This window comes from Pseudomonas delhiensis (genome assembly GCF_900187975.1).
GTDB classification, from domain to species: domain Bacteria; phylum Pseudomonadota; class Gammaproteobacteria; order Pseudomonadales; family Pseudomonadaceae; genus Pseudomonas; species Pseudomonas delhiensis.
In genome coordinates this window covers 37,220-58,916 of record NZ_FZPC01000017.1, presented here as the reverse complement: position 1 = coordinate 58,916, position 21,697 = coordinate 37,220, and the positions used below count along the sequence as shown (strand labels likewise).

Sequence of the window (21,697 nt, the reverse complement as noted above, 5' to 3'; positions counted from 1 at the left end):
GGGCTCTGCGGCCCCTGGGCCCGCCATGGCGGGCGGCACGTGACAGGGCGGATGGTGGCCGAAGCGGGAGGCTCGGAAAATTATTAAATATGTCGTTGCGACATAAGAAAAAGCTGCCTTCCGCCGGTGTGGCCCGTCCTTGCCGCGTCGGGGGTGTGGCGCTGGGGGCCTGGATGGTATTCGGTTGTTTCCTACGCGGTGATGGGCTTCTTCCCATAGGGGCCTTCGGTCTGCGGCGCTAGACTTCCGCCCCCACCGGCCGCCGTGTCAGCCGACCATGTATCGGAAACCTTACGTTCTTGACCAAGACGGAATAATCGCCAGGCACGGGCCTGTTAAGGTTTCCTTAAGGCCGGGGCCCTCCCGCCGCCCAAGGAAAACCACCGGAGCGACCCTCCGGCGTTCGAGAGTCCCCATGCTGCAACGCTATTTCTGGAAGCTGCTGCCCAAGCTCCAGCGCAACTTCCTGCTCAGCCGCCTGCCGGTGCAGGAACGCCAGATCGTCAACAAGGCGATGTCCGGCAACGCCCGCTTCCCCGCGTACTTCCGCGAACGCCGCTGCCTGTTCGTGCACGTGCCCAAGTGCGCCGGCAGCAGCCTCTGCGCCGCGCTGTTCGACGGCGGGCGCCCCGGCCACCTGCCGCTGTACTGGTACGAGCAGCAGTTCCCCCGGGAATACGCCGACAGCTTCAAGTTCAGCTTCGTCCGCGACCCGCTGGAGCGCGCCTACTCGGCCTACGCCTACCTGCGCGGCAACCAGCTGCCGCAGCGCGACCGGGCGGCGCACCAGATGGTCTGCCAGTTCCGCGACTTCGACGACTTCGTCGGCCGCTGGCTGCACCCGGACAACCTCCACCGCCAGCTGCATTTCGTGCCGCAGGTGGCATTCCTCTGCGACTCCCTCGGCCACCTGGGGCTAGACTTCGTCGGCCGCCAGGAGAACCTGGAGGCGGATTTCCAGGCGCTGTGCGAGCGCCTGGGCGTCAGCGGCCAACTGCCCCACCTGAACGCCTCGCGGCAGCGCCAGGCGGGGCCGGCGCGGGAGTTCTGCAGCACTCGTACGCGGCGCCTGGTGCGCCGCGCCTATCAACGCGACTACCAGCTACTCGGCTATGAGTGACCTCAAAGTACCCCTGTTCCCCGTCACCGGCAGCGTCCGCCGCGAGGCCCGCGCCGCGCTCAAGGGCCAGCGCCCCTGCTGCATCTGGCTGACCGGCCTGTCCGGCTCGGGCAAGTCGAGCCTGGCCAACGCCCTGGAGCTGGCCCTGCACCGCGAGCGCGTGCACAGCTTCCTGCTCGATGGCGACCAGGTCCGCGGCGGCCTGTGCAGCGACCTGGACATGAGCCCCGAGGGCCGCCGCGAGAACATCCGCCGCCTGGCCGAGGCCGCGCGCCTGATGACCGAGGCCGGGCTGGTGGTGATAGTCGCGGCCATCTCGCCGTTCCGCGCCGAGCGCGACGCCGCCCGCGCGCTGTTCCCGGCCGGGGAGTTCCTGGGCGTGTACCTCAGCACGCCGCTGCAGACTTGCGCCGAGCGCGACCCCAAGGGCCTGTACAAGGCCGCCAGGGAGGGCCGCCTGCGCAACTTCACCGGCATCGACAGCCCCTACGAGCCACCGCTGGACGCCGATTTCGAGGTGGACGCCACCCACACCTCCACTGACGAGGCCTGTCGCCGCCTGCTCGGGCTGGTGCTGCAGCGCTGCCGCCCCGGCGCGGCCTGAGCGCCCGCCCAGGATCCGCCGCGGCGGCATCGCGGGTCGTGACAGGCCCTGAGCCCGGCTTGCCGTCCCTGCGCGCGGCTGGGCAAGATGGACGCCCAACCACCGCCGCGGGGTATCCGTGTCCGTTCTCTTCGAGGCCCTCTGGCCGCTCTTCGCGCTCATCGTCGGCGGCTACCTGCTGCGCCGCCGCGGCTTCCCCGGCGAGGCCTTCTGGCCGGCGGCCGAACGCCTGAACTACTTCATCCTGTTCCCCGCGTTGCTGTTCGCCAGCCTGGCCAAGGCGCCGCTGCGCGACCCCGGGCTGGGCCGCCTGGCCCTGGCGGTGGCCCTGGGCCTGGGCGGCGCCTGGCTGGCGTTGCTGGCGAGCCGGCGCCTGCGCGCCTGGAACGCGGCGCGCTTCGGCGCCCTCGCCCAGGGCGTGCTGCGCTTCAACACCTACCTGGGCCTGGCCGCGGTGGGCAGCCTGTACGGCAAGCAGGGGCTGACCCTCGCCGCGCTGATGCTGGCGCTGATGGTGCCGACGGTGAACCTGATGTCGGTCTGGGCGCTGACCGCCGAGCGCGGCATCAGCGCCCGCGCGCTGCTGCTGCCGATCCTGAAGAACCCGCTGATCCTCGCCTGCGCCGCCGGCGCCCTGGTCAACCTGGCCGGCTTCGAGCTGGGCGGCGGCAGCGCCCGGCTGTTCGACCTGCTGGCCGTGGCCAGCCTGCCGCTGGGCCTGCTGTGCGTGGGCGCCGCGCTGCAACCGCGGGAGCTGCGCGCGGAACTGCCGGCCCTGCTGGGCTGCTGCGCGGTGCGCCTGCTGGCGATGCCGCTGCTGGCCTTCGGCGCCGCCCGCCTGCTCGGCCTGGCGGCGCTGGAAACCGCGGTGCTGGTGCTGTTCTTCGCCCTGCCCACGGCGCCCACGGCCTACGTGCTGACGCGCCAGCTGGGCGGCGACAGCCACCTGATGGCGGGCATCATCACCCTGCAGACGCTGCTGGCCGGTGCCAGCCTGCTGCTGGTGATGGCCCTGGTGCAGGCCCTGGGCTGACGCGCCCGATCATGGGGCGCGCCGGCTCACTGGGTGGTGCCGGTGGCGCCGCTGCCGCGCTCGCCGTCGCTACCGCCGCCACCGCCGTTGTTGGACAGGGCCACGCCAATCGCCACCGCGGCGGCGCCCAGGCCTACCACGGCGGCGGTGGAGAGGTTGCCGTGCAGCGGGGTGGACAGCGCCAGCGGCGAGTCGGCCTGCGGCAGGCTGGCCGGCAGCGCCGCGGGCGTCGGCTGGGCGGCCTGGGGCTGGATGGATTGGGGCTGGATGGATTGGGCGTCGGGGCGGTCGTCGCCCGGCTGTTCGGCGGCCACGGCCGGCAGGCAAAGGCTGGCCAGCAGGGGTAGGAGGCAGTACTTGCGCATGGTGCGGCTCCGGTGGGGGATTGGAGCGGGGCACGATGCGGCGCGCGGGTTCCTCCGCCTATTGGAGGCGGGCGCGTTGTGGGAGGGGTATTTCTTTGTGGGGCAGGGAAATTTCCGGCGCAGGCTGGCGAACTTTCCCCGGCTGCCCGGAAAGCCCCGCCGGGCGGCGGGGCAGGCCGGATCAGAAGTGGTACTTCACCAGCAGGCTGGTGGTGTTCTGGTCGGTGGTGAAGAACTGCGAGTCCTTGATGCCGTACTTGTCGGACCAGTAGTCGTATTCCACGCCCACGTACAGGTGCTTGGCCTCGTAGCCCATGGCCTTGCCCAGGTCGTACTTGATCTGCGGGTTGAAGTGCAGGTTGGCGTGGTAGTCGCTCTGGCCGCGCTCGCTGGCGCTGGCGCTCTTGTTGTTGACCACCCAGTCCATGAAGCCGTCGAAGAGGATGTCGGAGTTGCCCACCGGGATGGTGACGGCCCATGCCGGGGTGACCTGCCAGGCGCCGGAGGGCACGCGGTTGCCGTCGGGCTTGCGGTAGTAGAAGTTCAGCTGGAAGTAGTCGAAGCCGGGCAGGGCCAGGTCGAAGCCCGGGCCGATCAGGTAGGCCTCGGTGTCGCCTTCGCCGAACTCGTAGGTGGTGGCCAGCAGTACGTCCTTGATCGGGCCCAGGGACAGGTCGGCGCCGGTGATCTTGCCGAACGACAGGCGCGGGCTGAATTCGCCGTAGTAGGTGTTCTTGCCGTTCTGGCTGTCTTCCTTGCCGTTGTAGTTGATCTGGTCGACGAAGAACCAGATGTCGCCCCAGGTCCAGGCGCTCGCGCTCTCGAAGGTGAAGGTCTGCTGGATCGGCGGGTTGACCTTGAAGTTCTTGCCCCACAGGTAGGTCAGGCTCTCGTTGTGCCAGATCAGCGGGCCGTCGTTGCTGGCCGGTGCGGGGGTGAGGTCTTCGCCGCCGGCCATGGCCTGGCCGGTAGCCAGCAGCCCGCCGGCGAGCAGCAGGGATGCGAGGGTGCGAGTCATGTGGTGCTCCTAGGTTTTGAAGTGCAGCGATCTCGTTGGAATTCTGAACCTGTCCATTCGGTCAGGCCTGGCCTGCCGAGGCAAGATCGGGGCCAACGCTGGGCGTTGGCCGGGTTTTCCTTGTATGTATGGGGAAAAACCATGCTTTTTCAGGGGCCTGGCCACGCCGGGGCGGGCGCCTGGAATCGAGCAAAAACCTGACTCCTGGGACAGGTAGTGCCTTCGAACAGGGCAGCGCAGGCTGTCGAAGCGCCATTTTGGCGAGCATGGAAAGGGCTTATTGAATACAGGTTTTCTTTGAGTTGAATGGAATCAATTCAAAATGTGTATACAATTTTGCTGTGAAGAATCTACACAACCGCCCTTCGCGGCTCCCTTGCCGGGTAGCCGCGACTTTCCGGGCGCGGATGATGCCAGAGCCGCGCCGCACAAGCACCTCCGCCGGCCCGGCGGCGGCCTTCACCAGGCGGCGATCTGCCCGTCGGTGCGCGGCTCGGTGCCGCCGCAGAGCACGCCGCTGAGCGGGTCGCGCAGGATGATCTGGCCGCGGCCATAGCTGGTCAGGTCGTGGGCCACCTCCACGTGGTGGCCGCGGCGGGTGAGCACCGCCGCCAGCCTGCGCGGCGCGCCGTGCTCGATGCCGATGCGCTTGTCGCCCAGCCACTGCCAGCGCGGGGCGTCCAGCGCGGCCTGGGGGTTGAGGCGGAAGTCCACCAGGTTCATCACCATCTGCACGTGGCCCTGGGGCTGCATGTAGGCGCCCATCACGCCGAACGGCCCCAGCGGCACGCCAGCCTTGCTGAGGAAGCCGGGGATGATGGTGTGGAAGGTCTTCTTGCCCGGGGCCAGGGCGTTGACGTGGCCGGCGTCGAGGCTGAACTCGGCGCCGCGGTTCTGCAGCGCGATGCCGGTGCCGGGCACCACCACGCCGGAGCCGAAGCCGTGGTAGTTGCTCTGGATGAAGGACACCAGGTTGCCCTCGCCGTCGGCCGTGGCCAGGTACACGGTGCCGCCGGCGCGCGGCTTGCCCGGGTGCGGTTCCAGGGCGCGCTCGCCGATCAGCGCGCGGCGGCTGGCGGCGTAGTCGTCGCTGAGCAGGTCGGCCACGCTGAAGCGCATGGCGTCCGGCTGGCCGATGTAGGCGCGGCCGTCGGCGTAGGCCAGCTTCATGGCCTCCAGTTGGCGGTGCCAGGTGTCCGGGCTGTCGCGCTCGCCGAAAGTGAAGCCCTTGAGGATGTTCAGGGCCATCAGCGCCACCAGGCCCTGGCCGGCCGGGGGGATTTCCCAGACGTCGTAGCCGCGGTAGTTCAGCGAGATGGGCTCGACCCATTGCGCGCGGTAGCCGGCCAGGTCGGCCTCGCCCAGGTAGCCGCCGCTGGCGGCGGCATGGGCGGCGATGCGTCGGGCCAGGGCGCCGCGGTAGAAGCTCTCGCACTTCGTCTCGGCCAGCTCGCGCAGGGTTCGCGCCTGGCCGGGGTGGCGGAAGATTTCCCCGGCGCGCGGGGCGCGGCCGTCGACGAGGAACTCGTCGAACCAGGCCGCCAGCTCCGGGTGCGCGTCCCGCACGCCGCGGAACTTGTCCAGGCCGCCCTGCCACAGCCCGGCGATCACCGGCGAGACCGGGAAGCCTTGCTCGGCCAGCTCGATGGCCGGGGCCAGCAGTTCGGCGAAGGGCAGCCGGCCGAAGCGCGCCGACAGCTCGGCCCAGGCCGCCGGGCAGCCGGGCACCGTCACCGGCGTCCAGCCGTACAGCGGCATGCGCGTGTGGCCGGCGCCCTGCACGGTGGCGATATCCAGCGCCCGCGGGGCGAAGCCGGCGGCGTCCAGGCCGTGCAGCCGGTCCTTGACCCACACCAGGGCGAAGGCATCGCCGCCGATGCCGCAGCCGGTGGGCTCCACCACCGTCAGCGCCGCCGCCGTGGCCACCGCGGCGTCCACCGCGTTGCCGCCGCGCCTGAGGGTATCCAGCCCGACCTGCGCCGCCAGCGGCTGCGAGGTGGCCACCATGCCGCGCCGGGCATACACCAGGGAACGCTGCGAGGGGTAGGGGTACTCCTGGGCGGAGAAATTCAGCATGGCGGGCTCCGTTGACGGCTTGAGGCGGCAGGGTAGCCCTGCCAGACTCTGACGACTAGCGATACAAAGCCAAAGCATAGCGATGAACGGACAGCACCCCGACCTGCAACGCGCGATCCCGGCGCTCGACGACCTGCCACGGCCGGTCTACGCCCGCGCCGAGAGCCTGTGGGCCGGTTCCTGGACCGGCCGCCACCACCACGCCTGGGTGCAACTGTCCTACGCCATCAGCGGGGTGCTCGGCGTGCACACCGCCGAGGGCAGCTTCTTCGCCCCGCCGCAGCGCGCCATCTGGATACCCGCCCACCTGGAGCACCAGGTGGTCACCTCCGGCCGTGCGGAGATGCGCAGCCTCTACCTGGGCGCCGAGGCCTGCGCCTGGGCGCCGCCACGCTGCCGGGTGCTGGAGGTGACGCCGCTGGCCCGCGAGCTGGTCAAGGCCTTCTGCGAGCTGCCGGTGGATTATCCACAGGGCGACAGCCCCGAGCAGCGCCTGGTGAGCGTGCTACTGGACCAGCTGCGCACCCTGCCGGAAGTCGCCTTCTCCCTGCCCATGCCCCGGGAACCGCGGCTGCTGCAGCTGTGCCAGGCGCTGATCGACCAGCCCGGCGCCAGCCTCACCCTGGGCGACTGGGCGCAGCGCCTGGGCACCTCGGAGAAGACCCTGTCGCGCCTGTTCCAGCGCGAGACCGGCATGAGCTTCCGCCTCTGGCGCCAGCGCCTGCTCGGTTCCCTCGGCGTGCTGGAGGAAGGCGCCAGCGTCACCGCCGCCGCGCTGGACTGCGGCTACGACTCCACCTCGGCCTACATCGCCGCCTTCAAGGGGCTGTTCGGCTTCACCCCCGGCGAGCTGTTCAAGCAACGCTGAAACCACTCCTTGGTAGGAGCAACTGTCTTGCAGGCTGCGCCGCCTCTTTCCAACCCGTAGGGCGCATAACGCCTACGGCGTTATCCGCCGCCGCCGTCGGGCACCGGCGTTCCGGCCGGCGGCGGATAACCGCGAACGGTTATTCGCCCTACGTTCGCCACGCCATCCTGCTGACCGATCGGCGGATTTCCGCTTACTCACCCCGCCCTTCGGCATCCAACCGCCTGCCCATATTGTACGAAAACCCTGTAAGCCCTTGTGCCACGCGGCTTTGCGCCCTTGGCACGCTGCCTGCTATCGCCCTCCTCACTGCGCCGCACCTCGCGGCGCGCCGGTGCGTGGTTTCGTGGTCCACGCACCCGACGACAACAACGACAAGAGGATTACCCATGGATAGCGCAAGCGCCGTCTCCGCTTCTGCCGCGCCCCGTACGACCTCCCAGCGCATCAAGTCGATCTTCAGCGGTTCGGTGGGCAACCTGGTGGAGTGGTACGACTGGTACGTCTACGCCGCCTTCTCGCTGTACTTCGCCAAGGCCTTCTTCCCCCAGGGCGACATGACCGCCCAGCTGCTGAACACCGCCGCGATCTTCGCCGTGGGCTTCCTGATGCGCCCGATCGGCGGCTGGCTGATGGGTATCTACGCCGACCGCAAGGGCCGCAAGGCCGCGCTGCTGGCCTCGGTGCTGCTGATGTGCTTCGGCTCGCTGATCATCGCCCTGACCCCCAGCTACGAGACCATCGGCGTCGGCGCGCCCATCCTGCTGGTGCTCGCGCGCCTGCTGCAGGGCCTGTCGGTCGGCGGCGAATACGGCACCTCGGCCACCTACCTCAGCGAGATGGCCAACAAGGAACAGCGCGGCTTCTTCTCCAGCTTCCAGTACGTGACCCTGATCTCCGGCCAGCTCATCGCCCTGGCGGTGCTGATCGTGCTGCAGCAGACCCTCACCGTCGAACAGCTGGAAAGCTGGGGCTGGCGCGTGCCCTTCTTCATCGGCGCGCTGTGCGCGGTGACCGCCATGTTCCTGCGCCGCGGCATGGAAGAGACCGAGTCCTTCAGCAAAAAGAAGGAAGAGCCCAAGGAAAGCCTGATGCGCACCCTGCTGCGCCACCCCAAGGAAGTGCTTACCGTGGTCGGCCTGACCATGGGCGGCACCCTGGCCTTCTACACCTACACCACGTACATGCAGAAGTACCTGGTGAACACCGTGGGCATGAGCAAGACCGACTCGACCATGATCTCGGCCGCCACCCTGTTCCTGTTCATGCTGCTGCAGCCCATCGTCGGCGCGCTGTCGGACAAGATCGGCCGGCGCCCCATCCTGATCGCCTTCGGCGTGCTGGGCACCCTGTTCACCTACCCGATCCTCAGCACCCTGCACACCATCGACACCTGGTGGGGCGCGTTCTTCCTGATCATGGCGGCGCTGGTGATCGTCAGCGGCTACACCTCGATCAACGCCGTGGTGAAGGCCGAGCTGTTCCCCACCGAGATCCGCGCCCTGGGCGTGGGCCTGCCCTACGCGCTGACCGTGTCGATCTTCGGCGGCACCGCCGAGTACGTGGCGCTGTGGTTCAAGAGCATTGGCCTCGAGAGCGGCTTCTACTGGTACGTCACCGGCTGCATCGCCTGCTCGCTGCTGGTCTACGTGACCATGAAGGACACCCGGACGCACTCGAAGATCACCACCGACTGATAGGGCGCGTGCCCTGGCCCCGGGCAGGTTCCGGGGCGTTTTATCCACGAGGCCCGGCAGTTGCCGGGCCTTGTCGTTTGCGGCCCGGTTGCGCGGGAGCGGTTATGCTGGTTTTTTTCCAGGCGACGAGGACAAGCCCATGAGCACTGCCAATTCCGCCCTGATCGTCGGCGCCTCCCGCGGCCTCGGCCTGGGCCTGGTGAACCAGTTGCTGGCGCGCGGCTGGGAGGTCACCGCCACCGTGCGCGACGCCGCCAACGCCGGCGTGCTGGACAGCCTGCCGGTGCGCGTCGAGTCCCTGGTGCTGGACGATGCGGCCTCCCAGGACCGCCTCGCCGAAGCACTCGCCGGGCAGCGCTTCGACCTGGTGTACATCAACGCCGGCATCTACGGCCCGCCGCACCAGTCGGCCCTGGATGCCAGCCTGGCCGAGGTCGGCGAGCTGTTCATGGTCAACGCCGTGGCCCCCGTGCGCCTGGCCGAGCGCCTGCTGCCGCGGCTGGATGCGCAGCGCGGCGTGCTGGCCTTCATGACCTCCGAGCTGGGCAGCGTGGCCGGCAACGAATCCGGCGGCATGGCGTTGTACCGGGCGAGCAAGGCGGCGCTGAATTCGCTGACCCGCAGCTTCGTCGCCGGCCTGGGCGAAACCGGCCTGACCGTGCTCGACCTGCACCCCGGCTGGGTACGCACCGACATGGGCGGCGAGGCCGCGCCGCTGGACGTGGAAACCAGCGCCGCCGGGCTGGTCGACCAGGTCGAGGCCTACGCCGGGCGCGGCGGCCAGTACTACCTGGACTACCAGGGGACGACGATCGACTGGTGACGGACGCCGGCGGCGGCGTTAACATGCACCGGCGCCTGACCTGCGGGTCAGGTGCACCTGGATCAGCAGACAGGGTGAACACTGAGCTGGCTTCCCGAACAACCGGGAGCCGGCTCGCCTCGGGCGGCGGCTCCGCAACCCGGAGGATTCACCCATGTCATCCCCCCGCCTGTGGCTGCGCAACCCCCTCGCCATCTTCACCGCCAACGGCCTCGACGCCCGTGGCGGCCTGGTCGTGCAGGACGGTCGCATCCTCGAACTGATCGCCGCCGGCCAGCAGCCCTCGCAGCCCTGCGAGCAGGTGTTCGACGCCAGCCAGCACGTGCTGCTGCCGGGCCTGATCAATACCCACCACCACTTCTACCAGACCCTCACCCGCGCCTGGGCGCCGGTGGTCAACCAGCCGCTGTTCCCCTGGCTGAAGACGCTCTACCCGGTGTGGGCGCGGCTGACCCCCGACCAGTTGGCGCTGGCCACCAAGGTGGCCCTGGCCGAGCTGCTGCTGTCCGGCTGCACCACCGCCGCCGACCACCACTACCTGTTCCCCGACGGCCTGGAGCAGGCCATCGACGTGCAGGCTGGGGTGGTCACCGAGCTGGGCATGCGCGCCATGCTCACCCGCGGCTCCATGAGCCTGGGCGAGGCCGATGGCGGCTTGCCGCCGCAGCAGACGGTGCAGCGCGCCGAAGACATCCTCGACGACAGCGAGCGGCTGATCCGCGACTATCACCAGCGCGGCGACGGCGCCCAGGTGCAGATCGCCCTGGCGCCTTGCTCGCCGTTCTCGGTGACCCCGGAAATCATGCGCGCCAGCGCCGACCTGGCCGAACGCCACGACGTGCGCCTGCATACCCACCTGGCCGAGACCCTCGACGAGGAGGACTTCTGCCTGCAGCGCTTCGGCCAGCGCACCGTGGACTACCTGGACAGCGTCGGCTGGCTCGGCCCGCGCACCTGGCTGGCCCACGGCATCCACTTCAACGACGAGGAAATCGCCCGCCTGGGCCAGGCCGGCACCGGCATCTGCCACTGCCCCAGCTCGAACATGCGCCTGGCCTCGGGCATCTGCCCCACCGTGGCCCTGGAAGCGGCCGGCGCGCCGGTGGGCATCGGCGTGGACGGCTCGGCCTCCAACGACGCCTCCAACATGATCCTCGAAGCCCGCCAGGCCCTGTACATCCAGCGCCTGCGCTACGGCGCCGAAGCCATCACCCCGGAACGCGCCCTGGGCTGGGCCACCAGGGGCTCGGCGAAACTGCTGGGCCGCGGCGACATCGGCGAGCTGGCGCCGGGCAAACAGGCCGACCTTGCGCTGTTCAGGCTCGACGAGCTGCGCTTCTCCGGCAGCCACGACCCGCTCTCGGCCCTGCTGCTGTGCGGCGCGGACAAGGCCGACCGGGTGATGGTCGGCGGCAGCTGGCGGGTGGTGGACGGCGAGGTGGAGGGGCTGGACCTCAAGGGGCTGATCGCCGCGCATACGCAGGCGGCGCGCAAGCTGATCGGCTGAGTGCCGGAGGGCTTTTCGAGCGGGCCCTGCCCGCGAATCGCGCGCAGGGCGCGCTCCTACAGGTGGGGCCTGCGATGGGCATGGGGCAGCGCCGGGTGCTCTTCGTAGGAGCGAGCTTGCTCGCGAACGGGGCTTACTGGTGACTTCGGTGTGTGGCTGGGCTCTGCTCCCTCTCCCCAGCCCTCTCCCTGAAGGGAGAGGGGGCTAGTCCGTGCCGAGAGGGGATCTGGTGTCAGCCGGATACTCGGTACAAGCCGGCTAACTCCTATACATCCGCATCTGCCCAACGGTCCCCTCTCCCTTCAGGGCGGGGCGCGCAGCCGAGGGTTAGGGAGAGGACGCTCTCAAGCACACCACCGACCTAACCGTCAGACCCTCATCCATTCCACCAACCGCCCCAGCATCGCATCGCAAGCCGCCAACTGCTCCACGCTCACGAACTCATCCGGCTTGTGCCCCTGGTCCATGCTCCCCGGCCCGCAGACCACGGTGGGAATGCCGGCCTGGTCGAACAGCCCGCCCTCGGTGCCGTAGGCGACCGTGGAGAACTCGTCGGAGCCGCTCAGCCGCGCCAGCAGCTGCGCCGCCTCGCTGTGCGGGGCGGTGGCCAGCGCCGGGTAGGCCGACAGCTCGCTGAAGCGGATGTCCGCCTCCTGCTTCACCGCGCGCATCTTCGGCAGCAGCTCGGTCTCGGCGTAGTCGCGCAGTTGCTCGGCGACCTGCTGCGGGTCGTCGCTGGGCAGGGCGCGCACCTCGAAGTCGAACTGGCATTCGGCCGGGACTATGTTCAGCGCGCGGCCGCCGTTGATCACGCCGGTCTGCACGGTGGAGTAGGGCGGGTCGAAGCGCGGGTCGTGGCGCTCCGGCGCCGCCAGGCGGGTGCCGATCTCGCCCAGGCGGTTGATCAGCTTCGCCGCGTATTCGATGGCGTTCACCCCCTGCGGGGCGTAGGCCGAGTGGCAGGCCGCGCCGTGCACCTGGCAGCGCATGGCCAGCTTGCCCTTGTGGCCGAGCACCGGCTTGAGCTCGGTGGGCTCGCCGATGATGCAGGCGATGGGCTTGTGCTCGCGGCGCGCAAGGTCCGCCAGCAACGAGCGCACGCCCAGGCAGCCGACCTCCTCGTCGTAGGAGAAGGCCAGGTGCAGCGGCAGGCGCAGGGGCTGGGCGAGGAAGGCCGGCACGGCGGCCAGCACGCAGGCGATGTAGCCCTTCATGTCGGCGGTGCCGCGGCCGTACAGGCGGCCGTCCTTCTCGGTCAGCTCGAAGGGCGGGACGGTCCAGGGCTGGCCGTCCACCGGCACCACGTCGGTGTGCCCGGACAGGCACACGCCGCCGCGCTCGCGCGGGCCGAGGGTGGCGTACAGGTTGGCCTTGCCGCCGGCTTCGTCGAAGAACAGCTCGCTCTCCACGCCCAGGTCGCCCAGGTAGTCCTGGACGTACTTGATGAGCGCCAGGTTGGAATGGCGGCTGACGGTGTCGAAGGCGACCAGCCTGGCGAGGATGTCACGGCTGCTGGGCATGTTCGGCTCCTGCATTCTTTTAAACGTAGGAGCGAGCTTGCTCGCGAACCAACCCTCGCTGCGGGGCGGGTTCGCGAGCAAGCTCGCTCCTACAGGGTATGTTCACTCGTCGCCGGGCACGCCGTAGCTCGGCGCCTTGGTCGGGTCCAGCGCGCGGGTGATGTAGTCCTGCATCTGCGGCTTGTAGGCTACCCAGAGTTGCTCCAGCGCGTCGATGGGCGCCTCGTCGGCCCAGTCCACGCGCAGGTCGACCACCGGCCAGACCAGGTCGCCCACCACCTTCAGCGCCGCCGAGTGCACCGGCCCGGCTTCGCCGCCGGCGGCCATGGCCGCCTGCATCGCCGCCAGCAGGCGCTCGGCCAGGCAGCCGTCGGTCGCCTCGAAGGCCTTGGTCATGGCCTCGATCACCGCGGTGGACGACAGCAGGTTGCCCGCTGCCACGCAGTTCTCGCCGGCCACCGCGTGGTTCACGCCCAGCGCCTCGCTGCCGGTGAACAGCGCCACCTGGCCGTGCTGGTCGATGACCGTGACCTGGCGGTACTGGCCGTAGCCGTTGCTGGACAGCGCCTGGTCCAGCGCCGCGGCGGGCGCCAGGCCCGCTTCCAGGCGGTCGAGGATCTGCGGGCCGAGGGCCGGCAGGGTGACGTTCTGGGTGGCCACCGCGCCGACGCCGGCGCGTACCCAGGGGCAGCGCGCGCCGACGGCGATGCTCGAGGAGCTGATGGCGATGCCCAGCTGGCCGGTCTCGGCGCAGCGGCCGACGATGGAGAAGGTCATGGGCCGCTCCTTATTGGTTCCAGTCGTCCGGGATCACCGCGATCACGTCGATCTCCATCAGCCACTGCGGCTGGCCCAGGGCCGAGACCACCAGGCCGGTGGAGATCGGGAACACGCCCTTGAGCCACTTGCCGACCTCCTGGTAGACCGGCTCGCGGTAGCGCGGGTCGATGAGGTAGGTGGTGGTCTTGACGATGTGCGACAGGTCGCTGCCGGCCTCTTCCAGCAGCTGCTTGACGTTCTTCATCGCCTGCTCGGCCTGGGCGCGGGGGTCGCCTAGGCCCACCAGGTTGCCCTCGAAATCGGTACCGACCTGGCCGCGCACGTACACGGTGTTGCCGGCGCGCACGGCCTGGCAGAGGTCGTTGTCCAGGGACTGGTTCGGGTAGGTGTCCTTGGTGTTGAACATGCGGATGCGGGTGTGGGTAGGCATCACTTACTCCCAGGAAGCGGCTTTTTTGCCTTGCGATTCGATGGAGGCCTCGCGCTGCGAGGCATCCTGGTATTCGACGTACTTGCGTTGCGTGGCGATGTGCCCGGCGACGTGCTTGGCGTCGTGCCACACGCCCCAGATGAACGAGGAACCGCGGCGCGACAGCCACGGCAGGCCGACGAAGTACACGCCCGGCTCGCGGGACACGCCACGCTGGTGTTTGGGCTTGCCCTTCTCGTCGAAGGCGTCCACCTGCAGCCAGTCGAAGTTCACGGCGTAGCCGGTGGCCCAGATGATCGAGGTGATGCCGGCGGCGGCCAGGTCCAGTTCGAGGATCGGGTTGCGGATGCACTCGGCGTCCGGGAAGACCTTGCGGGCTTCCGGCTCTTCCGGCAGGTCCAGGCCATTGCGCTCGATGTAGGCGTCGGCGGCGTCCAGCAGGTCGAGGTAGTTCCGGTCGCCGGCCTCCAGGTTCTTCACCAGGTCGTCCTGGAAGCTCACCTTGCCGCCTTCGAAGGCCTTGGTCAGGCCGACCAGGGTGATGCCCTCGTTGGCCAGGCGGCGGAAGTCGATGGTCTCGCCGCCACGGGCGCCGCTCACGGCGATGGTCACGTGCTCGCGGCCCGGCTGCACTTCCTCGGCGTCCCACAGGCCGAGCACGCCCAGCCACCAGACGAAGTCGCGGTTGCGGTAGCTGCGCGGCGGGCGGTCATGGGCGCCCACCGAGAGGAACACGCGCTTGCCGGCGCGGTTCAGCTCGTCGGCGATCTGCACGCCGGAGGAGCCTGCGCCCACCACCAGCACGGCGCCTTCGGGCAGCTGCTGCGGGTTGAAGTAGTGGGCCGAGTGGATCTGCTGGATGCGTTCGTCCTTCGGCGCGATGGCCGGGATCACCGGGCGCTGGAACGGGCCGGTGGCGGAGACGATGCGCAGGGCCTGGAGGGTGCCCTCGGAGGTCTCCACGGTGAAGCCGGGGCGGCCCTGGTTGCGGGTCACCTTCTTCACTTCCACGCCGGTGCGGATGGGCGCGTCGAACTGCTTGGCGTAGGCGACGAAGTAGTCCGCCACCTGCTCCTTGTGCGGGAACTCGTCCGGGCCGACCGAAAACTCCATGTTCGGGAAGCGGTCGTGCCAGGCCGGGCCGTTGGCCACCAGCGAATCCCAGCGGCCGGTGCGCCAGGCTTCGGCGATGCGGCTCTTCTCCAGCACGATGTGCGGCACGCCCTGGGCGGTCAGGTGCTCGCTCATGGCCACGCCGGCCTGGCCGGCGCCCACCACGAGGGTATCGGTTTCAATGCCATCGAGCGTCTTGCCGGCGGGCTTGCCGAAGGCGGTCTGATTCAGGTCGGCCATGGGTGATTCCTCGGACTCTGATCGTTGTTGTTCTGCGGTCACGGCTGTCCACCGCGTGTTGGCCGCATTCTGTTCAGCGCCGGGGATTTGCGAAATTATGATTTTTGTAGTCGCAGGCTAGGGAAAAACTGTGGGCCCGCGAGCCATGGGCCGCGCGGGGGTGGCGGGGAGGGGGGCGGAGTACAGGTTTGGCAGAGGTGTGTGGGCGAAATTTCCTACCGGCTCTCCGCCACCGCCTCCAGGAACCGCTCCAGCACCAGGTTCGGCCGCCGCCCCTTGCGCGTCACCACCGTCAGCGGGATGTCGTAGTGGAAGCGTTCCGGGCGCAGCGCGCGCATGCGGCCCTGGGCCACCCAGTCGGCGGCGTAGTGGTCGGGCAGGTAGCCGATGTAGCTGCCGGTGAGGATCAGGAAGGCCATGCCCTCGCGGTCCGAGGCGTTGGCGCTGGCGGTCAGTTCCTGGTGGCGCTCCTGGGCCTCGGCGGGGATGCGGTAGCTGGGCGCCACCGCGGCGCAGGCGTGGATTTCCGCCACCGTGATGCCCGCGTCCTCGCGTTCGAACAGCGGGTGCTCGCGGCTGCAGAACAGCAGCGACCGCTCGTCGTACAGCGGCGAGTACTCCAGCCCCGACAGCGGGCTGATGAGCGGCACCACGCCGACGTGCAGGCGGCCGTCGAGCACGCCCAGCTCGATTTCGTTGGGCGTGGTCATGCCGATGTTGATGCGCACCCCCGGCCCGCTCGCCTTGAGCGCGCGCAGGGCGTGGGTGATGCGCATCTGCGGCAGGGTCACCAGGTTGTTGATGATGCCGATGTTCAGCTCGCCGCGCAGGTGCTGGTGCAGCTCGTTGACCTCGGCGCGGAAGCCCTCCAGCGCCGCCAGCAGCGACTGGGTGGCGCGGTACACCTCGCGGCCCTCGTCGGTCAGCGCGAAGCCGGCCCGGCCGCGCTGGCACAGGCGCATGCCCAGGCGCTTCTCCAGGTCGCCCATGTGCAGGCTGATGGCCGAGCGGCTGATGCCCAGGGTGCTTTCCGCGGCGGAAAAGCTGCCGCACTCGACTATGGTCTTGAAGATGCGCAGCAGGCGGATTTCGAAGTCGCTGACCTGGCCCAAGGACGGGCTGCGGGATTTTGCCATTTTAGTTTTACCGAACCGAAACTGAACGTGAGAAGAATAGGCTTTAACTCACGTTTAGTCAGGCCCAATCTTGAGCCATCGCAGCAGGCGTGACGCGGCCTGCGCGCCCAACAAGACAGTCGTCGAGGACGAGCTCCATGAACCAGCAAGTGAACGTAGCGCCGTCGGCCGCCGCCGACCTGAACCTGAAGGCCCACTGGATGCCCTTCAGCGCCAACCGCAACTTCCACAAGGACCCGCGCATCATCGTCGCCGCCGAAGGCAGCTACCTGGTGGACGACAAGGGCCGTCGCGTCTACGACAGCCTGTCCGGCCTGTGGACCTGCGGCGCCGGTCACTCGCGCAAGGAAATCGCCGACGCGGTGGCCAGGCAGCTGACCACCCTCGACTACTCCCCGGGCTTCCAGTACGGCCACCCGCTGTCCTTCCAGCTGGCCGAGAAGATCGCCAACCTCACCCCCGGCAACCTCAACCACGTGTTCTTCACAGGCTCGGGTTCCGAGTGCGCCGACACCTCGATCAAGATGGCCCGCGCCTACTGGCGCATCAAGGGCCAGGCACAGAAGACCAAGCTGATCGGCCGCGCCCGTGGCTACCACGGCGTGAACGTCGCCGGCACCGCCCTGGGCGGCATCGGCGGCAACCGCAAGATGTTCGGCCCGCTGATGGACGTCGACCACCTGCCGCACACCCTGCAGCCGGGCATGGCCTTCACCAGGGGCGCGGCCGAGACCGGCGGCGTCGAGCTGGCCAACGAACTGCTGAAGCTGATCGAACTGCACGACGCTTCCAACATCGCCGCCGTGATCGTCGAGCCGATGTCCGGTTCCGCCGGCGTGATCGTGCCGCCGAAGGGTTACCTGCAGCGCCTGCGCGAAATCTGCGACGCCAACAACATCCTGCTGATCTTCGACGAAGTCATCACCGCCTTCGGCCGCATGGGCAAGGCCACCGGCGCCGAATACTTCGGCGTGACCCCGGACATCATGAACGTCGCCAAGCAGGTCACCAACGGCGCCGTGCCCATGGGCGCGGTCATCGCCAGCAGCGAGATCTACGACACCTTCATGGGCCAGAACCTGCCGGAATACGCGGTGGAATTCGGCCACGGCTACACCTACTCCGCCCACCCGGTCGCCTGCGCCGCCGGCATCGCCGCGCTGGACCTGCTGCAGAAGGAAAACCTGATCCAGCAGTCCGCCGAGCTGGCGCCGCACTTCGAGAAGGCCCTGCACGGCATCAAGGGCGCGAAGAACGTCATCGACATCCGCAACTGCGGCCTGGCCGGCGCCATCCAGATCGCCGCCCGCGACGGCGACGCCATCGTGCGCCCGTTCGAGACCAGCATGAAGCTGTGGAAGGAAGGCTTCTACGTGCGCTTCGGCGGCGACACCCTGCAGTTCGGCCCGACCTTCAACGCCAAGCCCGAAGACCTCGACCGCCTGTTCGACGCGGTCGGCGAAGCCCTGAACGGGGTGGCCTAAGTGAGCGAGCGTCCCAAGGCCGTCCCGACGGTGCAGATCGACAACGACAAGGTCCTGGTCACCGAGTGGCGCTTCGCCCCCGGGGCCGAGACCGGCTGGCACCGCCACGGCATGGAGTACGTGGTGGTCCCGGTGACCGGCGGCGAGCTGCTGCTGGAAACCCCCGAGGGCGAGCGGCGCGCGCCGCTGGTCCTGGGCCAGAGCTACACCCGCCAGATCGGCACCGAGCACAACGTGATCAACCCCTGCGACCACGAAGTGGCCTTCATCGAGATCGAGCTCAAGCAGCGTTGAGCACGCGGGCCCGCGCGTAGGCAGCGCCGGGAGACTCGCCTTAGAGTGCAGTCCCCGGCGGGCTCCGCGGCCCACCCAACACACCGAACAAGCCCCCTCTCCCTTCAGGGAGAGGGCTGGGGAGAGGGGCTCTTCGAGGCCCGATATCCCACACTTTCAGCGAGAAGAGACAAGACGATGACCACCATCAAGCACCTGATCGGCGGCGAGCTGATCGCCGACACCGGCCGCACCGCCGACGTCTACAACCCGTCCACCGGTGAAGCCATCCACAAGGTCCCGCTGGCCAGCCGCGAGACCGTGCAGCAGGCCATCGACGCCGCCAAGGCCGCCTTCCCGGCCTGGCGCAACACCCCGCCGGCCAAGCGCGCCCAGGTGCTGTTCCGCTTCAAGCAACTGCTCGAAGCCAACGAAGAGCGCATCGTCAAACTGATCAGCGAAGAACACGGCAAGACCCTCGAAGACGCCGCCGGCGAGCTGAAGCGCGGCATCGAGAACGTCGAGTACGCCACCGCCGCCCCGGAAATCCTCAAGGGCGAGTACAGCCGCAACGTCGGCCCGAACATCGACGCCTGGAGCGACTTCCAGCCCATCGGCGTGGTCGCCGGCATCACCCCGTTCAACTTCCCGGCCATGGTGCCGCTGTGGATGTACCCGCTGGCCATCGCCTGCGGCAACACCTTCATCCTCAAGCCGTCCGAGCGCGACCCCAGCTCCACCCTGCTGATCGCCGAACTGTTCCAGGAAGCCGGCCTGCCCAAAGGCGTGCTGAACGTGGTGCACGGCGACAAGGGCGCGGTGGACGCGCTGATCGAGGCCCCGGAAGTCAAGGCCCTGAGCTTCGTCGGCTCGACCCCGATCGCCGAGTACATCTACAGCGAAGGCACCAAGCGCGGCAAGCGCGTGCAGGCCCTGGGCGGCGCCAAGAACCACGCCGTGCTGATGCCCGACGCCGACCTGGACAACGCCGTCAGCGCGCTGATGGGCGCCGCCTACGGCTCCTGCGGCGAGCGCTGCATGGCCATCTCGGTGGCCGTGTGCGTGGGCGACCAGATCGCCGACGCCCTGGTGCAGAAGATCGTCCCGCAGGTCAAGGGCCTGAAGATCGGCGCCGGCACCTCCTGCGGCCTGGACATGGGCCCGCTGGTCACCGGCGCGGCACGCGACAAGGTCACCGGTTACATCGACAGCGGCGTAGAGCAGGGCGCCGAGCTGGTCGTCGACGGCCGCGGCTACAAGGTCGCCGGCCATGAGAACGGCTTCTTCCTCGGCGGCACCCTGTTCGACCGCGTGACCCCGGAAATGACCATCTACAAGGAAGAAATCTTCGGCCCGGTCCTGTGCATCGTCCGCGTGAACAGCCTGGAAGAAGCCATGCAGCTGATCAACGACCACGAATACGGCAACGGCACCTGCATCTTCACCCGCGACGGCGAAGCCGCCCGCCTGTTCTGCGACGAGATCGAAGTGGGCATGGTCGGCGTCAACGTCCCGCTGCCGGTCCCGGTGGCCTACCACAGCTTCGGCGGCTGGAAGCGCTCGCTGTTCGGCGACCTCCACGCCTACGGCCCGGACGGCGTGCGCTTCTACACCAAGCGCAAGGCCATCACCCAGCGCTGGCCGCAGCGCAAGAGCCACGAGGCGGCGCAGTTCGCTTTCCCCAGCAATAGCTGAGGTGGCGTGAGGTAAGGGAAAGGCCGGTCGAGAGACCGGCCTTTTTCGTTTTGCCAGGCATGAAGCGATACCCATCAATCGGTGAATAGCCACGCCCTTGGGCTGGGACATGGCGATATTTCCGATGTACGTGTAGGAGCGAGCTTGCTCGCGAACAGCTCTAAGCCAGCGCACATAATCCTCACGCTCATGCGGATTTAATTGAACATCCGTCGTTAGGGTCTAGAATCCTCGCAATCGTGAGGATTTAGTTGTTTTTTGTGCTGGTCGGCACGAAATCCTCACAGTCATGAGGATTATTCATGAAAGTCGATATCGACTCACCTGCCACCCTCGGCCTGCTGGTACGCGCCAGCCGCAAGGCCATGAACCTGCGCCAGGACGATGCCGCCGGCAGCATCGGTGTGAGCGAGAACTTCCTCGGCAAGGTCGAGCGCGGTGCCGAACGCGTGCAGTGGGGCAAACTGTTCCAGGTCCTGCAGGAGTTTGGCCTGCAAGTCTCCATCGAGGTGCCGGAGGAGTACGCGGAGCCGACCCGGCAACAGCTGCAACGGCTTATCCACAAGGCTGAAGACGGCAAGGAGGGCTGATGGTTCGGCAACTGGATGCCTGGATCAACCAGACCCGCGTCGGCAGCCTGGAGGAGAACAACGGCGCCTGGGCGTTCGCCTATTCCCGCGAGTGGCTGGATGCGCCCGAGGCCTATCCGTTGTGTCCGGGGCTGCCGCTTCGCAGCGAGCCCCATGTGGATGGCGCAAGCCAGCGTCCGGTGCAGTGGTACTTCGACAATCTGCTGCCGGAGGAGGGCCAGCGACGCCTGTTGGCGGGAGCGGCGCGCTTGGCGGAGGCGGATGCTTTCGGCCTGCTGGGGCACTTCGGCGCCGAGTCGGCGGGTTCGCTCACCTTGCTGCCACCGGGGCAACTGCCGGCGCCCGGCGAACTACGCGCATTGCCCGATACGGAGCTATCCCGGCGCATCCAGCAGATGCCCCAGGTGCCGCTGGCCGAGCGCGCGGCCAAGCGCATGTCGCTGGCTGGGGCGCAGCACAAGGTGGCTGTCGTATTCGATGGCAGCGACTTGTTCGAACCCATCGGCAGCACTCCCTCGACGCACATCCTCAAGCCCGACCACCCGGACCCGGCATGGGCTCATTCGGTGATCAACGAGTGGTTCGTGATGACCTTGGCCGCGCGTGTCGGGCTGGAGGTGCCCACCGTGCATCGGCGCTATGTGCCGCAGCCGGTGTACCTGGTGCAGCGTTTCGACCGCCGCCAGGTCGGGGGCGGCTGGGAGCGCCTGCATTGCATCGATGCCTGCCAGTTGCTCGGCCTGGACCGTGCCTTCAAGTACAACCAGGGCAGCATCGAGCGCCTGCGCGAGATCGCCAGCGATAGCCGGCCTTCGGTGAGGGCGCGCCTGAGCCTGTTCCGCTGGCTGGTGTTCAATGTGCTGGTGGGCAACGAGGATGCGCACCTGAAGAACTTGAGCCTGCTGGTCACGCGCCGGGGTTTCAACCTTGCTCCTTTCTACGATCTGCTCTGCACGGCTGTATACGGGACTCGGGCATTCGAGCAGGAGCGTTGGCCGCAGCAGGCCGCTATGGCCTGGCCGATTCTGGGTACCGAGCGTCTACAGGAGATCGATGGGGCGCTGCTGGTGGCAGCCGGTGAGGCCATGGGCATCAAGCCGGCTACGGCGCGCGAGCATGTGGCAAGGCTCACCAGGGCAGTGCGGGAGCAGGCACAGGCGCTGCTTGCGGAGGTCGAGCAGGAGAATCTGGCGTTATCGGCCGTTCGGCCGGAATTGCGTGCCACGCTGGCTGGCGAGGTTCGACTGCTGCGGGCGTTGGTGGCCATCGTTATGGGTGAGATGGCTACGCGGCTGGGTGGTTGAAGGCGGTTCGCGAGCAAGCTC

Annotated in this window: 20 protein-coding genes; 12 read left to right on the top strand and 8 right to left on the bottom strand. The window is 68.5% G+C overall.

What is annotated here, in order from left to right; all coding sequences use genetic code 11:
• The first annotated feature begins 415 nt into the window (after positions 1-415).
• The 3 genes from CHC02_RS16345 to CHC02_RS16335 all read left to right on the top strand — a co-directional run bounded on the left by CHC02_RS16345 (position 416) and on the right by CHC02_RS16335 (position 2,757).
• Complete coding sequence (locus tag CHC02_RS16345) at positions 416-1,120, top strand: sulfotransferase family 2 domain-containing protein (RefSeq protein WP_089392517.1); 705 nt, start codon at positions 416-418, stop codon at positions 1,118-1,120.
• Entirely contained in the window at positions 1,113-1,724 is a 612-nt protein-coding gene (gene cysC / locus CHC02_RS16340; protein ID WP_089392516.1) for an adenylyl-sulfate kinase, read from the top strand. The genes CHC02_RS16345 and cysC overlap by 8 nt, the downstream gene beginning before the upstream one ends.
• Positions 1,725-1,842: 118 nt before the next feature.
• On the top strand, positions 1,843-2,757 hold the full coding sequence (locus CHC02_RS16335; protein WP_089392515.1) for an AEC family transporter: 915 nt from the start codon (positions 1,843-1,845) through the stop codon (positions 2,755-2,757).
• A gap of 26 nt (positions 2,758-2,783) precedes the next feature.
• On the opposite strand, the gene CHC02_RS16330 is transcribed toward CHC02_RS16335, so the two are convergent.
• From CHC02_RS16330 to CHC02_RS16320, 3 genes are all read right to left on the bottom strand, one after another.
• Entirely contained in the window at positions 2,784-3,122 is a 339-nt protein-coding gene (locus tag CHC02_RS16330) for a hypothetical protein (protein WP_089392514.1), read from the bottom strand.
• 181 nt (positions 3,123-3,303) lie between these two features.
• Positions 3,304-4,140 carry an outer membrane protein OmpK gene (locus CHC02_RS16325; RefSeq protein ID WP_043270226.1) on the bottom strand — a complete coding sequence of 279 codons (837 nt, stop codon included), beginning with the start codon at positions 4,138-4,140 and terminating at the stop codon, positions 3,304-3,306.
• 459 nt (positions 4,141-4,599) lie between these two features.
• Complete coding sequence (locus CHC02_RS16320) at positions 4,600-6,216, bottom strand: gamma-glutamyltransferase family protein (RefSeq protein WP_089392513.1); 1,617 nt, start codon at positions 6,214-6,216, stop codon at positions 4,600-4,602.
• Between the two features lie 76 nt (positions 6,217-6,292).
• Here CHC02_RS16320 and CHC02_RS16315 point away from each other — a divergent pair, with 76 nt between their 5' ends.
• From CHC02_RS16315 to CHC02_RS16300, 4 genes are all read left to right on the top strand, one after another.
• Positions 6,293-7,084, top strand: coding sequence for an AraC family transcriptional regulator (locus CHC02_RS16315; RefSeq protein ID WP_089392512.1), 792 nt, complete (start codon positions 6,293-6,295; stop codon positions 7,082-7,084).
• A 389-nt stretch (positions 7,085-7,473) separates the two neighbouring features.
• Positions 7,474-8,781 (top strand): MFS transporter, encoded by a 1,308-nt coding sequence (locus CHC02_RS16310; RefSeq protein WP_089392511.1) that lies wholly within the window; start codon positions 7,474-7,476, stop codon positions 8,779-8,781.
• A 139-nt stretch (positions 8,782-8,920) separates the two neighbouring features.
• Positions 8,921-9,604, top strand: a complete 684-nt coding sequence (locus tag CHC02_RS16305) for an SDR family oxidoreductase (RefSeq protein ID WP_089392510.1) — start codon at positions 8,921-8,923, stop codon at positions 9,602-9,604.
• Between the two features lie 154 nt (positions 9,605-9,758).
• Positions 9,759-11,111, top strand: a complete 1,353-nt coding sequence (locus tag CHC02_RS16300; protein WP_089392509.1) for an 8-oxoguanine deaminase — start codon at positions 9,759-9,761, stop codon at positions 11,109-11,111.
• A gap of 368 nt (positions 11,112-11,479) precedes the next feature.
• Here CHC02_RS16300 and argE read toward each other — a convergent pair whose 3' ends face one another.
• The 5 genes from argE to CHC02_RS16275 all read right to left on the bottom strand — a co-directional run bounded on the left by argE (position 11,480) and on the right by CHC02_RS16275 (position 16,330).
• Positions 11,480-12,631 carry an acetylornithine deacetylase gene (gene argE / locus CHC02_RS16295; protein WP_089392508.1) on the bottom strand — a complete coding sequence of 384 codons (1,152 nt, stop codon included), beginning with the start codon at positions 12,629-12,631 and terminating at the stop codon, positions 11,480-11,482.
• 102 nt (positions 12,632-12,733) lie between these two features.
• The gene (locus tag CHC02_RS16290; protein WP_089392507.1) at positions 12,734-13,408 is read right to left on the bottom strand and encodes a DUF1028 domain-containing protein; all 675 of its coding nucleotides are present in this window, start codon (positions 13,406-13,408) and stop codon (positions 12,734-12,736) included.
• A gap of 10 nt (positions 13,409-13,418) precedes the next feature.
• On the bottom strand, positions 13,419-13,841 hold the full coding sequence (locus CHC02_RS16285; RefSeq protein WP_089392506.1) for a RidA family protein: 423 nt from the start codon (positions 13,839-13,841) through the stop codon (positions 13,419-13,421).
• A gap of 3 nt (positions 13,842-13,844) precedes the next feature.
• Positions 13,845-15,194 (bottom strand): flavin-containing monooxygenase, encoded by a 1,350-nt coding sequence (locus CHC02_RS16280; protein ID WP_089392505.1) that lies wholly within the window; start codon positions 15,192-15,194, stop codon positions 13,845-13,847.
• A gap of 215 nt (positions 15,195-15,409) precedes the next feature.
• Entirely contained in the window at positions 15,410-16,330 is a 921-nt protein-coding gene (locus CHC02_RS16275; RefSeq protein WP_089392504.1) for a LysR family transcriptional regulator, read from the bottom strand.
• 137 nt (positions 16,331-16,467) lie between these two features.
• On the opposite strand from CHC02_RS16275, the gene aptA reads away from it, so the two are divergent.
• The 5 genes from aptA to CHC02_RS16250 all read left to right on the top strand — a co-directional run bounded on the left by aptA (position 16,468) and on the right by CHC02_RS16250 (position 21,676).
• The gene (aptA, locus tag CHC02_RS16270; RefSeq protein ID WP_089392503.1) at positions 16,468-17,814 is read left to right on the top strand and encodes an omega-aminotransferase AptA; all 1,347 of its coding nucleotides are present in this window, start codon (positions 16,468-16,470) and stop codon (positions 17,812-17,814) included.
• A complete protein-coding gene (locus CHC02_RS16265; RefSeq protein ID WP_089392502.1) occupies positions 17,815-18,108 on the top strand; it encodes a cupin domain-containing protein in 294 nt (97 codons plus the stop codon).
• Positions 18,109-18,285: 177 nt separating this feature from the next.
• Positions 18,286-19,782, top strand: coding sequence for a CoA-acylating methylmalonate-semialdehyde dehydrogenase (locus CHC02_RS16260; RefSeq protein WP_089392501.1), 1,497 nt, complete (start codon positions 18,286-18,288; stop codon positions 19,780-19,782).
• Between the two features lie 302 nt (positions 19,783-20,084).
• Positions 20,085-20,372, top strand: coding sequence for a helix-turn-helix domain-containing protein (locus tag CHC02_RS16255; RefSeq protein WP_089392500.1), 288 nt, complete (start codon positions 20,085-20,087; stop codon positions 20,370-20,372).
• The gene (locus CHC02_RS16250) at positions 20,372-21,676 is read left to right on the top strand and encodes a HipA domain-containing protein (protein WP_089392499.1); all 1,305 of its coding nucleotides are present in this window, start codon (positions 20,372-20,374) and stop codon (positions 21,674-21,676) included. The genes CHC02_RS16255 and CHC02_RS16250 overlap by 1 nt, the downstream gene beginning before the upstream one ends.
• The last annotated feature ends 21 nt before the right edge of the window (positions 21,677-21,697 follow it).

Coding starts and splice junctions, on each gene's coding strand:
- CHC02_RS16290 (WP_089392507.1), bottom strand. CDS start 13,408: ATGACCTTCTCCATCGTCGGCCGCTGCGCCGAGACCGGCCAGCTGGGC.
- CHC02_RS16305 (WP_089392510.1), top strand. CDS start 8,921: ATGAGCACTGCCAATTCCGCCCTGATCGTCGGCGCCTCCCGCGGCCTC.
- argE (WP_089392508.1), bottom strand. CDS start 12,631: ATGCCCAGCAGCCGTGACATCCTCGCCAGGCTGGTCGCCTTCGACACC.
- CHC02_RS16345 (WP_089392517.1), top strand. CDS start 416: ATGCTGCAACGCTATTTCTGGAAGCTGCTGCCCAAGCTCCAGCGCAAC.
- CHC02_RS16280 (WP_089392505.1), bottom strand. CDS start 15,194: ATGGCCGACCTGAATCAGACCGCCTTCGGCAAGCCCGCCGGCAAGACG.
- aptA (WP_089392503.1), top strand. CDS start 16,468: ATGAACCAGCAAGTGAACGTAGCGCCGTCGGCCGCCGCCGACCTGAAC.
- CHC02_RS16330 (WP_089392514.1), bottom strand. CDS start 3,122: ATGCGCAAGTACTGCCTCCTACCCCTGCTGGCCAGCCTTTGCCTGCCG.
- CHC02_RS16320 (WP_089392513.1), bottom strand. CDS start 6,216: ATGCTGAATTTCTCCGCCCAGGAGTACCCCTACCCCTCGCAGCGTTCC.
- CHC02_RS16260 (WP_089392501.1), top strand. CDS start 18,286: ATGACCACCATCAAGCACCTGATCGGCGGCGAGCTGATCGCCGACACC.
- CHC02_RS16275 (WP_089392504.1), bottom strand. CDS start 16,330: ATGGCAAAATCCCGCAGCCCGTCCTTGGGCCAGGTCAGCGACTTCGAA.
- CHC02_RS16255 (WP_089392500.1), top strand. CDS start 20,085: ATGAAAGTCGATATCGACTCACCTGCCACCCTCGGCCTGCTGGTACGC.
- CHC02_RS16285 (WP_089392506.1), bottom strand. CDS start 13,841: ATGCCTACCCACACCCGCATCCGCATGTTCAACACCAAGGACACCTAC.
- CHC02_RS16300 (WP_089392509.1), top strand. CDS start 9,759: ATGTCATCCCCCCGCCTGTGGCTGCGCAACCCCCTCGCCATCTTCACC.
- CHC02_RS16325 (WP_043270226.1), bottom strand. CDS start 4,140: ATGACTCGCACCCTCGCATCCCTGCTGCTCGCCGGCGGGCTGCTGGCT.
- CHC02_RS16250 (WP_089392499.1), top strand. CDS start 20,372: ATGGTTCGGCAACTGGATGCCTGGATCAACCAGACCCGCGTCGGCAGC.
- CHC02_RS16310 (WP_089392511.1), top strand. CDS start 7,474: ATGGATAGCGCAAGCGCCGTCTCCGCTTCTGCCGCGCCCCGTACGACC.
- cysC (WP_089392516.1), top strand. CDS start 1,113: ATGAGTGACCTCAAAGTACCCCTGTTCCCCGTCACCGGCAGCGTCCGC.